Source organism: Citrobacter sp. Cpo091, assembly GCF_030332645.1.
GTDB lineage: Bacteria > Pseudomonadota > Gammaproteobacteria > Enterobacterales > Enterobacteriaceae > Citrobacter > Citrobacter portucalensis.
Genome location: NZ_JAOWHL010000034.1, coordinates 241,400 through 256,099 on the forward strand (window position 1 = coordinate 241,400; position 14,700 = coordinate 256,099).

The 14,700-nt window shown below is 52.5% G+C and carries 11 protein-coding genes; 7 read left to right on the plus strand and 4 right to left on the minus strand.

Going from position 1 to position 14,700, the window contains the following annotated elements:
• The first annotated feature begins 43 nt into the window (after window positions 1–43).
• The 4 genes from tcuR (at window position 44) to OGY04_RS11835 (ending at window position 4,946) form a co-directional block, all read left to right on the plus strand.
• Entirely contained in the window at window positions 44–970 is a 927-nt protein-coding gene (tcuR, locus tag OGY04_RS11820; RefSeq protein WP_286585321.1) for a tricarballylate utilization LysR family transcriptional regulator TcuR, read from the plus strand.
• 97 nt (window positions 971–1,067) lie between these two features.
• The gene (gene tcuA / locus OGY04_RS11825; protein WP_286585322.1) at window positions 1,068–2,471 is read left to right on the plus strand and encodes an FAD-dependent tricarballylate dehydrogenase TcuA; all 1,404 of its coding nucleotides are present in this window, start codon (window positions 1,068–1,070) and stop codon (window positions 2,469–2,471) included.
• On the plus strand, window positions 2,458–3,597 hold the full coding sequence (gene tcuB / locus OGY04_RS11830) for a tricarballylate utilization 4Fe-4S protein TcuB (protein ID WP_286585323.1): 1,140 nt from the start codon (window positions 2,458–2,460) through the stop codon (window positions 3,595–3,597). Before tcuA ends, tcuB begins: the two co-directional genes overlap by 14 nt.
• Before the next feature lie 53 nt (window positions 3,598–3,650).
• On the plus strand, window positions 3,651–4,946 hold the full coding sequence (locus tag OGY04_RS11835) for an MFS transporter (protein ID WP_048214683.1): 1,296 nt from the start codon (window positions 3,651–3,653) through the stop codon (window positions 4,944–4,946).
• Window positions 4,947–4,996: 50 nt separating this feature from the next.
• Here the strand turns inward: OGY04_RS11835 and OGY04_RS11840 are convergent, their stop codons facing one another.
• The 4 genes from OGY04_RS11840 to nagE form a co-directional block, all read right to left on the minus strand.
• Window positions 4,997–5,329, minus strand: a complete 333-nt coding sequence (locus OGY04_RS11840) for a ChiQ/YbfN family lipoprotein (protein ID WP_008784106.1) — start codon at window positions 5,327–5,329, stop codon at window positions 4,997–4,999.
• Between the two features lie 49 nt (window positions 5,330–5,378).
• On the minus strand, window positions 5,379–6,785 hold the full coding sequence (gene chiP, locus OGY04_RS11845) for a chitoporin ChiP (RefSeq protein WP_008784105.1): 1,407 nt from the start codon (window positions 6,783–6,785) through the stop codon (window positions 5,379–5,381).
• A 436-nt stretch (window positions 6,786–7,221) separates the two neighbouring features.
• Window positions 7,222–8,889, minus strand: coding sequence for a glutamine--tRNA ligase (gene glnS / locus OGY04_RS11850; protein WP_286585324.1), 1,668 nt, complete (start codon window positions 8,887–8,889; stop codon window positions 7,222–7,224).
• Window positions 8,890–9,076: 187 nt separating this feature from the next.
• The gene (gene nagE / locus OGY04_RS11855; protein ID WP_048235881.1) at window positions 9,077–11,026 is read right to left on the minus strand and encodes a PTS N-acetyl glucosamine transporter subunit IIABC; all 1,950 of its coding nucleotides are present in this window, start codon (window positions 11,024–11,026) and stop codon (window positions 9,077–9,079) included.
• Window positions 11,027–11,368: 342 nt separating this feature from the next.
• On the opposite strand from nagE, the gene nagB reads away from it, so the two are divergent.
• The 3 genes from nagB (at window position 11,369) to nagC (ending at window position 14,608) form a co-directional block, all read left to right on the plus strand.
• Window positions 11,369–12,169 (plus strand): glucosamine-6-phosphate deaminase, encoded by an 801-nt coding sequence (nagB, locus tag OGY04_RS11860; protein ID WP_003022803.1) that lies wholly within the window; start codon window positions 11,369–11,371, stop codon window positions 12,167–12,169.
• Between the two features lie 61 nt (window positions 12,170–12,230).
• Window positions 12,231–13,379 carry an N-acetylglucosamine-6-phosphate deacetylase gene (gene nagA / locus OGY04_RS11865; RefSeq protein ID WP_003831339.1) on the plus strand — a complete coding sequence of 383 codons (1,149 nt, stop codon included), beginning with the start codon at window positions 12,231–12,233 and terminating at the stop codon, window positions 13,377–13,379.
• A gap of 8 nt (window positions 13,380–13,387) precedes the next feature.
• A complete protein-coding gene (gene nagC, locus OGY04_RS11870; RefSeq protein WP_048235883.1) occupies window positions 13,388–14,608 on the plus strand; it encodes a DNA-binding transcriptional regulator NagC in 1,221 nt (406 codons plus the stop codon).
• Window positions 14,609–14,700 lie beyond the last annotated feature (92 nt).

The window sequence follows — 14,700 nt, forward strand, 5'->3', positions numbered from 1 at the left end:
TTGCTTTAATGTAAAAATCAATTGCCCCTTCCGGAGAGTCGAAATGGAACTTCGCCAGCTACGCTATTTTGTGCGCATTGTAGAAACCGGCAGCTTGGGTAGCGCGGCGCTCGATCTCAATATCGGGGTTTCGGCACTCAGCCAGCAAATGTCGCGTCTGGAAAACGAACTCGCTATTCGCCTGCTGCAGCGCACCTCGCGAGGCGTGACGCCCACCAGCGCCGGGCTGGCTTTTTACTCCCAGGCGCAGCTGGCGCTTCGTCACGCAGACGACGCGATCCTCGCCGCACGCGAGTCCCGGCTTTCCGGGCACGTCAGCGTCGGCATGGCTCCCAGTACCGCTTCCGTTCTCGGAATGCCGTTTATCAACGCCATGCGGGAAAGCTACAGTGATGTCCGTCTGCATGTGGTGGAAAGCCTCTCTGGCAATCTGGAGCGGATGATTAATACCCGCCAGATTGATCTGGCTGTCGTGTTTCAGAAAGAAAAGATCCTGCGCTGGAGCGCCATACCGATTCTCGAAGAGCGGCTGTTTTTGATTGGGACTCATGCCTTACTGGCTGATATTGCCGATGACAATATTGCTCCAGCCCAGCTGGCAAGTATCCCATTGATAATGCCAAGCCCGGGCCACGGTCTGCGCGGCCGGCTGGAAGCGATTTGTCAGGAACACGCGCTGAACATTGAGATCGCCACGGAAATTGATGGTCTGGCGCTACTCATGCGCGCCGTGCGCAGTGGCATTGGTGCCACTCTCCAGCCCGGCGCGGCAATTTCCCATCTAGATAAAGAGACGCTAAGAGTGATCGGCGTTCACAATCCAATACTTAGCCGCCCCAACTTTCTGGTGAGTCTCTCAGACGATGAACTCACCCCGGCAGGCCTCGCGGCCCGCGTGGTGCTGACGAAAGTGATGCATCAACTGGTGGAAGCAGGAAGCTGGCCTGGCGCCACCCTTTACAATAACTAAAGTACCGTTTAGCACCACGTCATAGCGCCCGCACAAGCCGTGCGTATACATTTCAATTACAAATTTAACAAATGGTTAAATGGTAATGGAGTATACGATGGTTGATGTTCTGGTGATTGGTGGTGGCAATGCCGCGTTATGCGCTGCCTTGTCCGCCCGCGAGCAAGGAGCTTCGGTACTCCTGCTCGAAGCGGCTCCCCGTGAATGGCGCGGAGGAAACTCCCAACACACGCGTAATCTGCGCTGTATGCATGATGCGCCGCAGGATGTGCTGGTGGAAAGCTATCCGGAAGAGGAGTTCTGGCAGGATCTGCGCCGCGTCACGGAAGGAAATACCAACGAAGCCCTGGCGCGTCTGGTGATCCGTACCTCTTCCCAATGCCGCGACTGGATGCGCCAGCACGGCGTTAACTTTCAGCCTCCTCTCTCTGGCGCTTTGCACGTGGCGCGGACCAACGCCTTTTTTATGGGCGGCGGAAAAGCCCTGGTGAATGCCTATTACCGCAGCGCAGAAAAGTTGGGCGTGCAAATCCGCTATGACACTCCCGTTCAGGCGCTTGAACTGCACAACGGCGAGTTCGTGGCGGCGCTGTCAGGCAACGAGCGTATCACAGCGAAATCCTGCGTGCTTGCCGCTGGCGGATTCGAATCTAACCGGGAGTGGCTGCGAGAAGCCTGGGGAGAAAATGCCCGCGGCGAGTGGCCTGCGGATAACTTTCTGATTCGCGGCACGCGTTTTAATCAGGGCGTACTGCTCAAATTTATGATGGATGCTGGCGCAGACATTATCGGCGATCCCTCCCAGTCACACTGTGTGGCAATTGATGCCAGAGCGCCATTATATGACGGCGGGATTTGCACCCGCGTGGACTGCGTTTCGCTCGGTATTGTGGTGAACCGGGACGCTGAGCGTTTTTATGATGAAGGTGAAGATTTCTGGCCCAAACGCTACGCCATCTGGGGACGTCTGGTTGCTCAACAGCCAGGACAGATTGGCTACTCCATCATCGACAGTAAAGCTATCGGACACTTCATGCCTCCGGTCTTTCCCGGCACGCAGGCCAATACGCTGGCTGAACTGGCCTTTCAGTTAGGACTGGATGCCGAACGCTTTACCCACACCGTGACAGAGTACAACAACGCCTGCCAGCCAGGTCAGTTCGACCATACCGTTCTGGATAACTGCGCCACTAAAGATTTGCTACCCGAGAAAACGCATTGGGCGCGACCGCTGGATCAACCGCCTTACTACGGCTACGCCCTGCGGCCAGGAATCACCTTCACTTATCTTGGGTTAAAAGTGAACGAACGCGCCGCTGTGCATTTTGCAGGGCTTCCAAGCCGTAACCTGTTCGTCGCCGGAGAGATGATGGCGGGTAACGTGCTGGGCAAGGGTTACACCGCAGGCGTGGGGATGTCGATCGGCACGACCTTTGGCCGCATTGCCGGAAAAGAAGCCGCGCTGGCTGCACATAAGGAGACACGTCATGAAGCAGCTTGAGAAACTGATCATCGAAGCGCAAATTATCACCGAACCGGAAGCTGAAGTTGAACGCGTGATGCAGGTGTGTAACGCCTGCCGCTATTGCGAAGGCTTTTGCGCCGTGTTCCCGGCCATGACTCAGCGTCTGGAATTCGGTAAAGCGGATATCAATTATCTGGCAAACTTGTGCCATAACTGCGGCGCTTGCCTGCACGCGTGTCAGTATGCCCCGCCTCATGAATTTGCCATCAACGTGCCGAAGGCGATGGCGGAAGTCCGGCTCGAAACCTATCAGCATTACGCGCAGCCCGCCGCTTTTGGAGCGCTATATCGTCGCGCAGGCGTAACCGTGACGCTGGCGCTGGTATTCGGTCTGATCCTGTTTTTACTCCTCGCTATAGGCTTGAAAGGTTCACTATTCCATCCTCCGCTGGCCGGGGATTTCTATCAAATTTTCCCGCATAACCTGCTGGCCTGGATGTTTGGTTCGGTCTTTGTTCTGGCGATCGGTTTGCTGATGGCAGGCGTTATCCGCTTCTGGCGCGAGATTTCTCCGGACATGCCGCGTTCCGCCGAGATTGCTGAAGCCTCACACAATGCACTGACGCTGAAGTATCTCGATGGAGGCCATGGCAAAGGTTGTAACGAAGCGGATGATGCTTTCACCCTGATGCGTCGCCGTTTCCACCACTTTACCTTCTATGGTTTTATGCTCTGCTTTGCCGCCACCGTGGTGGCAACGGGCTATCACTACTTTGCAGGCATAGAAGCACCCTACCCGTTCTTCAGCGTTCCGGTCATGCTGGGCACGTTGGGTGGCATTGGCCTGGTTGTCGGCCCGGCTGGCTTGCTATGGCTTAATCTTAAGCGCTCACCGCTACATGGCGACGCACGGCAAAAACCGATGGATCGCGGTTTTATTTTGCTGCTGCTGCTGACCAGTCTGACCGGTCTGGCGCTGCTGGCGGGAAGGGACACTTCATGGATGGCTATTTTACTGGCCATTCATCTCGGTGTGGTCATGGCGCTTTTTCTGACCATTCCTTACGGAAAATTTGCCCACGGATTTTACCGCTGCGCAGCCTTACTCAAGTGGGCGATTGAGAAACGGCGCGGCAAACAGGCGGGGGTCACAGGCGACTAACCCGCAAACTCTTACCTCTATAAATATTATGATAAGACAGTGGAGCAAACCCAATGACACAACAACCATCGCGCGCCGGAACTTTCGGCGCAATACTGCGGGTAACCAGCGGTAATTTTCTCGAACAGTTCGACTTTTTTCTGTTCGGGTTTTACGCCACCTATATTGCAAAGACGTTCTTCCCCGCTGAGAGTGAGTTTGCCGGGCTCATGTTGACCTTTGCGGTTTTCGGTTCGGGTTTTTTAATGCGGCCCGTTGGCGCAATCGTGCTGGGTGCTTATATCGACAGAATTGGTCGCCGCAAAGGACTGATGGTGACGCTGGCGATCATGGGCTGCGGGACCCTGCTGATTGCCCTGGTTCCCGGTTATCAAAGTATTGGCCTGCTGGCTCCTGTGCTGGTATTAGTCGGTCGATTATTGCAGGGATTCTCTGCGGGCGTGGAACTGGGAGGCGTTTCGGTTTATCTTTCTGAAATCGCCACGCCTGGCAATAAAGGTTTCTACACCAGCTGGCAGTCCGCCAGCCAACAGGTTGCCATTGTGGTGGCAGCGCTGATTGGCTACGGCCTGAATGCCACGCTGGGGCACGATGAAATCTCTGAATGGGGCTGGCGCATTCCGTTCTTTATTGGTTGTATGATTATTCCGTTGATCTTCGTCCTGCGCCGCTCGCTTCAGGAAACGGACGCATTTTTACAACGTACACACCGTCCCGACACCAGGGAAATTTTCACCACTATCATCAAAAACTGGCGTCTGATCTCAGCGGGTACACTGCTGGTGGCGATGACCACAACGACGTTTTACTTTATTACCGTCTATACCCCGACCTATGGCAGGGCCGTACTCCATCTGAGCGCTCGCGACAGCCTGGTCGTCACCATGCTGGTCGGTATTTCTAACTTTATCTGGCTGCCGATTGGCGGAGCGATTTCTGACCGAATTGGTCGCCGCCCGGTGTTGATGGGGATTACCGTACTCGCACTGCTCACCACCTGGCCGGTCATGCACTGGCTCACCGCCGCGCCAGATTTTATGCGCATGACGTTGGTTCTGCTTTGGTTCTCGTTCTTTTTTGGTATGTACAATGGGGCAATGGTCGCAGCACTCACCGAGGTGATGCCTGTCTATGTCCGTACGGTGGGTTTTTCACTGGCCTTCAGTCTGGCTACGGCGATTTTTGGCGGTCTGACACCCGTCATATCCACGGCGCTGGTCCAGCTAACCGGAGATAAAAGCTCGCCGGGATGGTGGCTGATGTGCGCGGCACTTTGCGGACTCGCCGCCACGGCAATGTTGTTTGTCCGCCTGAGTCGTCATTATCAACCGGCCGAACAGAAACTCTGACATGCAAACGGGCGGAGAATTCTCCGCCCGTTGTATTTTCATTTTTCGATTTACTGCGCAGTATTCTTACTGCGTATTTCCTGCCAGACCTTGTCACAATCAGCATTGACGGACTGACCGTTACCCGTGCGCGTGGCCTGGATACACTGCTGATAATCCAGCACGCGTACGCTTTCTTCATTGGCAAACTGTTGGTGCTGTTTTTCTTTCTTCAGCACATTCAACACGCTTTGGCAGGCTTCAATTTTCTCCGGCGATCCCTGCGCGGTATTAATACACGCGCTGTAGGCTTCTTTCAGACGGCTGTCCTCTTTCGGCGCAGGAGATTGCGCACACGCCACCAGCCCTGATGCCATAACGGCGATGAGTATCAGTTTTTTCATAGCACTTTCCTCAACGAGGCGGCAGGCACCCGGCCTGCCGCTGTTGGCATTAGAAGATGGTGAACGGAGCAATAACGATGAACTTCACGTCGCGCTCATCCTGGAACATGTTGCCGTAGCCACCGCCCCAGCTCGGAATGTCTGAATGGTTGTCGTACTGAGTGAAGTGCAGCTTAAACATGGTGCCCTTCGCACGACCTTCCTGCAGGGTGTAGACCGCATCCAGGCTGTAAGAAGATTCTTCGATAGTCCGGTTTTTGTCGTAGTATGCATCCGGGTTGAGCTGCCAGGTTGATGGCTTAGCATCCCATGCGTAAACGTAGGACGCGCCTACCGCCCAGCCCGGCAGATTCCAGTTCTTCAGGTCATACATTGCGCCGAAGAAGACTGCCTTTTCACCGTTGGCGTTGAAGTCAGAACGGTTATCCCACCAGACATCCAGACGACCGTTTGAAGAGGCGTAGGTTGGGGTCATACGCTGCAGGAAGTAACCCTGCTGGCCGTCCGCTTTAACCCAGGTCCCTTCCAGACGAAGGTCAACGACTTCTGCCACTTTGTAGCCAAAGGTCAACGCCTGCAACCAGGCAGTGCCATCATAAATATCGTTCACGGTACGATCATCAACCTTGTCGCGTGCACCGTAGAACTGGTAGCTGGTGGTAAATGGGTTACCGCCTAAATCGAATTTGTAGCTGGCTTTTGCGAAGTACTGATCGACGTAACCTTCAGACTGACCAAATGCCGCTTCCAGTAACAGGTTATTTTTGAAGTCATATTTCGCGCCAATTGAGTGCAGGTAATCAACGCTGGTCTTTTTATCAGCCTGATAGAATTTATCGACTTCGGTGTGCCACGGTGCTTTATATTCGTTAGCCCACATATAGGAGAAGCTCAGTGCGCCAGCATCACCGTAATCGAAGTTGGCACCGGCTTCAGCACCCTGATAGGTACCTGGCATAAAGCTCCAATGCGGTGCCAGCAGAGTCTGCCCGGTTGGTTGAATGTAACCGGCGCGCGCCCAGGTTGGGCCGTATTTAAATTTAGCTGCTGCTTTATAAAGGCTAATCCCGCTCTTATCGCCGGAGTAATCCTCGTCATAGCCTTTATTTTTGGAAGAGAATGCGATTTCGTTTGGATGGCCGCTTTCGCTACTTTCGTTCATTTCAATAGCGGTAAATGCCGCGATATCAATACCAAACATATCGGCCGCGTAACCGGACTGGAAGTCGAGGTTAGCGTTCCAGGTGGAGTGAGAAAGGTTGGTTTTATATTTGTCATGATCGGTCACATCTTTACGGTCACGCTCACGCTGCCAGTAATAGATGCCACCTGTTAAGGTTGAGTCATCAATAAATCCTTCGGCGTGTACCTGCGGAGCGACAACAAAACCCGACATTGCTGTGATACCGGCGATAGCCAGCGCCAGCGTACTACGTTTGCCACTAAACGTACGCATATGTTAATCCTCTTTGACGTATAAAATGCTGCCGACAAAAGCGGACAGCGAAAAAACAAAAAATAAAAAAGTAGCGCTAAGAAAACCTCAGTGACTACAATGAATAGACTATTTTTCGCGACGCGAATTATCAATCTCTTTCTGTAACGAGTATGTAATAGTATGAGCAACCGCACATATTTGATTGCTTTCTGTTACATTTTCATTGGAAGATAAAAAAGCGTTGAAAAAATGAAAAAATCGCTTGTTTTCCATGGAGATGAAATCGGTTTCAACCCATTTCATATTGAGGTAAGTTATTTAAACGTAAAAACATTCGCCCAGTCCATTATTACGGACATGTAATTAATTCGCTCCGCAAACGGAGCCTGGAACACGGTTTTTTTGCGAAAAAAAACGCCGCATGAAGCGGCGTTTAGAGAGGATGTGTTGCGGCTTATTCGCCCGCTTTAGCCCACGTGTCACGTAGACCAACGGTACGGTTAAACACCAGCTTGTCAGCCGTTGCATAACGACTGTCCAGGCAGAAGTAACCTTCACGCTCAAACTGGAACGCTTTACCTGCAACCGCTGCCTTCAGCGACGGCTCACCGTAACCCTGCTTAATGACCAGCGATTCCGGGTTAATAACGGACAGGAAGTCTTCCGCCGCGCCTGGATTTGGCACGCTAAACAGACGATCGTACAAGCGGATTTCAATCGGCAGTGCATGGGACGCGCTCACCCAGTGAATAACGCCTTTGACTTTACGACCATCGGCCGGGTCTTTGCTCAGGGTGTCGGCATCGTAGGTGCAGAAAATGGTGGTGATATTCCCTTCCGCATCTTTCTCAACACGTTCGGCCTTGATCACATAAGCATTGCGCAGACGTACTTCTTTGCCCATCACCAGACGCTTGTACTGCTTGTTCGCTTCTTCACGGAAGTCTGCGCTATCGATCCAAATTTCACCGCTAAATGGCACTTCGCGGCTGCCCATTTCCGGTTTGTTCGGATGGTTAGGCATGGTGACCAATTCGCTTTCGCCCTGCGGATAGTTTTCGATAACCAGTTTAACCGGATCGATAACCGCCATCGCGCGCGGGGCGTTTTCGTTCAGATCTTCGCGGATACAGGATTCCAGAGAAGCAATCTCAATGGTGTTGTCTTGCTTGGTCACGCCAATGCGTTTGCAGAACTCACGGATCGCGGCAGCGGTGTAACCGCGACGACGCAGGCCAGAAATCGTCGGCATACGCGGATCGTCCCAGCCTTCAACGTGCTTGTCGGTCACCAGCAGATTCAGCTTACGCTTGGACATCACGGTATATTCCAGATTCAGGCGCGAGAATTCGTACTGACGCGGATGAACCGGAATGGTGATGTTGTCCAGAACCCAGTCGTACAGACGACGGTTATCCTGGAACTCCAGCGTACACAGGGAATGCGTAATGCCTTCCAGCGCATCGCTGATGCAGTGGGTAAAGTCGTACATCGGGTAGATGCACCACTTGTTGCCGGTCTGGTGGTGTTCGGCGAACTTAATACGGTACAGCACCGGATCGCGCATCACGATAAACGGCGACGCCATGTCGATTTTCGCACGCAGGCAGGCTTTACCTTCTTCAAAACCACCGGCACGCATTTTTTCGAACAGCGCCAGGTTCTCTTCGACGCTACGATCGCGGTACGGGCTATTTTTGCCAGGCTGAGTCAGCGTGCCGCGGTATTCACGGATTTCGTCCGCTGACAGTTCGTCAACGTACGCCAGGCCTTTATTAATAAGCTCTACCGCATAGGCGTGAAGCTGATCGAAGTAATCCGAAGAGTAGCGAATGTCGCCAGTCCAGTGGAAACCTAACCATTCAACGTCGTTTTTAATCGACTCAACGTACTCGATATCTTCTTTAACCGGGTTCGTATCATCAAAACGCAGGTTGCACTGGCCCTGGTAATCTTGCGCAATGCCAAAGTTCAGACAAATGGATTTCGCGTGGCCAATGTGCAGATAGCCATTTGGCTCCGGCGGAAAACGGGTATGGATAGTGGTGTGCTTACCACTGGCCAGATCTTCATCGATGATCTGACGAATAAAGTTACTCGGGCGGGCTTCAGCCTCACTCATCGTGGATTCCTCAAAGCGTAAACAACGTATAACGGAGTATGATCTTATAAGCGACGTCAGGAGACAACTATTAGTTGCACAAAAAAGGTGTTTCAACAGGATATATGAGGGCATTTGCTGCAAAAAAAAGCGGCGGAGGAATATCCCCCGCCGCTTAAGGCACTTAACTCACTTTACTCAGGAGCAGTTATTTACCTTTAATCTCATACAGTGGTGTTTGACCGGCAACCACATGACCTTCGGCTTTAATAACCAGAGCGCCGAAATCATCGCTGTTGCTGCACACAACCGGGCTTATCATCGAACGTGCGTTAGCGTTCAGGAACTCCAGATCCATTTCCAGAATCGGTTGGCCTGCAGTAACTTCCGCACCTTCTTCAACCAGACGCTTAAAGCCTTTGCCTTCCAGCGCTACGGTATCGATGCCCATATGGACCACGATTTCCGCGCCTTTAACAGTTTCCAGGCAGAACGCATGGTTAGTGTTGAAGATTTTCACGATGGTGCCCGCAGCCGGAGCAACCACGATTTTATCCGTTGGTTTCACTGCCACGCCGTCGCCTACTGCTTTGCTGGCGAAGGCTTCATCAGGAACCTGTTCCAGCGCAACTACGTCACCAGTAATCGGAGAAACCAGCGCTTCAACGGTGACTGCATTCGCTACAGCCTGCGGTTTTGCTACTGGGGCCGCTGCTGCTGGTGCACTTTCACCAGATGCTGCTGCCACCGGGCCACGCGCGACAACTTTCTTCATTTCGTCGCCGATGGATTCGGCTTTCGCACCCACGATGACCTGGATAGTTTGCTTGTTCAGCTTAACTACTCCAGATGCACCTAAACGCTTACACATCGCATCGTTTACGCGACCGGAGTCGGCAACGGTCAGACGCAGACGAGTGATACAGGCATCAATCGCTTTCAGGTTATCAGTACCGCCAACCGCTGCAATGTAGTTGGTTGCCAGTTGAGCCAAACCTTCTTCAGTGTTGCTGTTGGCTTCTTCAGTAACGATATCGTCTTCTTTATCTTCGCGGCCCGGCGTTTTCAGGTTAAACATACGGATAACCGCGCTGAACAGCACAAAGTAGATAACGAAGAACACCAGCCCCATCACCACCAGCATCCAGACGTTCTTGCTTGCTGCTGGCAGGTTGTACATCAACACGTAGTCGATAGCACCTGCGGAGAAGGAGAAGCCTGCGTGGATCCCCAGCAGTGTTGCAACGAACAGGCTGATACCCGTTAACAGTGCGTGCAGGAGGTACAGCAGTGGAGCCAGGAACATGAACAGGAATTCAAGCGGCTCGGTAACACCGGTCAGGAACGCGGTGATCGCAACGGACAGCAGCATACCGCCAACCATCGGACGACGTGCTTTCGGAGCCGCGAAGTACATCGCCAGCGCCGCACCCGGCAGACCAAACATCATGATTGGGAAGAAGCCAGACATGAACATACCCGCAGTGCCGTCACCCGCGTAGAAGCGGTTGATGTCACCGTGGAATACGGTACCTGCAGCGTTAGTAAATTCGCCAATCTGGAACCAGGCGATGGTGTTCAGCACCTGATGCAGACCGGTTGGGATCAGCAGACGGTTGATGAAACCAAAGATACCGGAACCCAGCGCGCCAGCGCCCACGATCCACTCACCACCCGCATGGATGGCGTTCTGCACCGGCGGCCACACGTAGCCGAAGATAGCAGCCAGCACCAGACAGAAGAAGCCAGTGGCGATCGGCACAAAGCGTTTGCCGCCAAAGAAGCTCAGGAAGTCAGGCAGTTTGATACCAGACCAGCGGTTATACACGGCACCGCCGACCAGACCGGTGATGATACCAGCCAGCACGCCCATATTGATTGCAGGGTTAATGGTAACCATTGCTTTGGTCAATATGAAATAACCGACCGCACCTGCCAGCGCTGCTGCACCTGCGCTGTCTTTTGACCAGCTGGAAGCAACACCGATCGCAAAAATTAACGCGAGGTTATCAAAGATGGCCCCACCCGCTTGCGCGATGAAGGGTACGTTAAGTAAATCTGGTTGGCCGAATCGCAGCAGCAGTGCCGCGACTGGCAGCACAGCGATGGGGAGCTGTAACGCCCTACCCAGCCGCTGGAAAAAACCTAAAATATTCATTTTATTCCCCCTACGAGACCCCGATTAGGCTTCTTTGAAGCCATATTTTTATTGTGCGACCATTCCTGACAGCAAGATTCTGGAACAACGATATTAACCATTCATCTACATTCAGAGTGTGTGAAAAATTAATTCGTATCGCAAATTAAACGCGTGTTTTTTGTGATTCCAGTCACCAAATATCGTTATTAACCCTCCCTTTCACTGGCTAACTACGAAAACTTATTTTATCATTCAAAAAATCGAAACGGATTGATCCTTACCGATGCAAAACCAGGTTACGCTTATTACTGCACAGAGACTCAATCCGCCAACTGCTTACTTTTACTTTTGAGGTGAAGAATGAGACTGATCCCCCTGAATACCGCTGAACAAGTCGGCAAATGGGCTGCTCGCCATATCGTTAACCGTATTAACGCGTTCAAACCAACGGCAGATCGTCCGTTCGTTCTGGGCCTGCCGACTGGCGGTACTCCGCTGACAGCTTATAAAGCATTGGTTGAAATGCACAAAGCGGGCCAGGTGAGCTTCAAGCATGTTGTTACGTTCAACATGGACGAATATGTTGGCCTGCCGAAAGAGCATCCGGAAAGCTACCACAGCTTTATGCACCGCAATTTCTTTGATCACGTTGATATTCCAGCAGAAAACATCAACCTCCTCAATGGTAACGCGCCGGATATTGATGCAGAATGCCGTCAGTATGAAGAAAAAATCCGTTCTTACGGTAAAATCCACCTGTTTATGGGCGGTGTAGGCAACGATGGTCACATCGCGTTCAACGAGCCAGCTTCCTCTTTGGCTTCCCGTACCCGCATCAAAACGCTGACTCACGACACACGTGTTGCTAACTCACGCTTCTTTGACGGCGACGTAAGCCAGGTGCCTAAATATGCGCTGACCGTTGGCGTGGGCACCCTGCTGGATGCTGAAGAAGTGATGATCCTGGTTCTGGGCCACCAGAAAGCACAGGCGCTGCAAGCCGCCGTTGAAGGCAACGTTAACCACATGTGGACCATCAGCTGCCTGCAGTTGCATCCAAAAGCCGTTGTGGTCTGCGATGAGCCTTCCACCATGGAACTGAAAGTGAAGACGCTGAAATACTTCAACGAGTTAGAAGCGGAAAATATTAAAGGTCTGTAATTGATGTCTCCGCCCTGTCGATAAGTTGCAGGGCGGCATTTTTTTGAAATCGGGGGTCGGAATGTATGCTTTAACCCAGGGCCGGATCTTTACCGGTCACGAAATTCTTGATGACCATGCGATTGTTGTCGCCAATGGCCTGATCGACAGCGTTTGCCCACTGGCTGAATTACCGTCAGGGATTGAACAGCGCTCACTGAATGGGGCCATTGTTTCCCCCGGTTTTATTGATGTACAGCTGAACGGCTGCGGCGGTGTGCAGTTTAACGATACGGCAGAAGCCGTAACCGTTGAAACGCTGGAAATCATGCAGAAAGCCAATGAAAAATCTGGCTGCACCAACTATTTGCCAACGCTTATCACCACCAGCGATGACCTGATGAAACAAGGTGTTCGCGTGATGCGTGAATACCTGGCGAAACACCCGAATCAGGCATTAGGACTTCATCTTGAAGGCCCGTGGCTGAACCTGGTGAAAAAAGGTACCCATAATCCGGGATTTGTCCGTCAGCCGGACGCTGCACTGGTTGATTTCCTGTGCGATAATGCGGATGTGATCACCAAAGTCACACTGGCACCAGAAATGGTCCCGGTAGAGGTCATCACCAAACTGGTGAATGCGGGTATCGTGGTTTCTGCGGGTCATTCCAATGCAACGGTAAAAGAAGCAAAAATCGGATTCCGTGCAGGTATTACCTTTGCAACGCATCTGTTCAACGCGATGCCGTACATTACCGGCCGCGAACCCGGTCTGGCGGGCGCTATTTTGGATGAAGCCGATATCTACTGCGGTATCATCGCCGATGGCCTGCACGTTGACTACGTTAACATTCGTAATGCTAAGCGCCTGAAAGGCGACAAGCTGTGCCTGGTTACTGACGCGACCGCGCCAGCAGGTGCAAACATTGAACAGTTCATTTTCGCTGGTAAAACAATATACTACCGCAATGGACTGTGTGTTGATGAGAACGGCACGTTGAGCGGTTCATCATTAACCATGATTGAAGGCGTACGCAATCTGGTCGAGCATGCAAATATCGCCCTCGACGAAGTCTTACGCATGGCAACGCTCTACCCTGCTCGCGCCATCGGCGTCGACAAACAACTCGGCAGCATCGCGCCAGGCAAAGTAGCCAACCTGACTGCGTTCACGCACGACTTTAAAATTATCAAGACCATCGTTAATGGCAACGAGGTCGTTACTGAGTAAGAGAAAGAATGACACCAGGCGGACAAGCTCAAATAGGTAATGTTGATCTCGTAAAACAGCTTAACAGCGCGGCGGTTTATCGCCTGATTGACCAGCATGGGCCAATCTCGCGAATTCAAATTGCCGAGCAAAGCCAGCTTGCCCCCGCCAGCGTAACCAAAATTACACGTCAGTTGATCGAACGCGGGCTGATCAAAGAAGTCGATCAGCAGGCCTCCACCGGGGGCCGCCGCGCTATCTCTATCGTCACAGAAACTCGCAATTTCCACGCCATTGGCGTACGACTGGGTCGCCACGACACAACGCTCACGCTCTATGATATGAGCAGTAAAGTTGTCGCCGAAGAGCATTACCCCCTCCCGGAGCGCACCCAGGAAACGCTGGAATATGCGCTGCTCAACACCATTGCCATCTTTATTGAGAGCTGCCAGCGGAAAATCCGTGAGCTGATCGCAATTTCTGTCATCCTGCCAGGCCTTGTCGATCCTGAAAGCGGCGTCATCCGCTATATGCCACACATTCAGGTCGAAAACTGGGGACTGGTCGAAGCGCTCGAAAAACGCTTCAAAGTCACCTGCTTTGTTGGTCATGATATTCGCAGCCTTGCGCTGGCTGAGCACTATTTCGGGGCAAGCCAGGATTGCGAAGACTCCATTTTGGTGCGAGTGCACCGCGGAACCGGCGCGGGTATCATCTCCAACGGCCGAATTTTCATCGGTCGCAATGGTAACGTCGGCGAGATTGGTCATATTCAGGTAGAGCCGCTGGGTGAGCGCTGTCACTGCGGTAATTTCGGCTGCCTGGAAACCATTGCCGCCAATGCTTCTATTGAACATCGCGTGCAAAACTTACTGAAGCAGGGTTATCCAAGTCGACTCACGCTGGATGATTGCAGCATCAAAGCCATCTGTAAGGCAGCAAATAAAGGCGATAATCTGGCAGCAGAAGTTATTGAGCACGTTGGTCGCCACCTGGGTAAAACTATCGCCATTGCCATCAACCTGTTTAACCCGCAAAAAATCGTCATTGCGGGCGAAATTACCGAGGCGGATAAGGTGCTGCTGCCTGCAATAGAAAGCTGTATCAACACGCAGGCGTTAAAGGCGTTTCGCCATAATTTACCGGTGGTTCGGTCCACGCTGGATCACCGCTCCGCCATTGGCGCCTTTGCGCTGGTGAAGCGCGCAATGCTCAACGGTACACTGCTGCAACGTTTGCTGGAAAACTAATACACGTCATCCTTCGAGCTGCCTCTGCGTTAGCTGCATCTGCTCACCCCGGTCACTTACTTCAGTAAGCTCCAGGGGTTCGCAGACTTGCC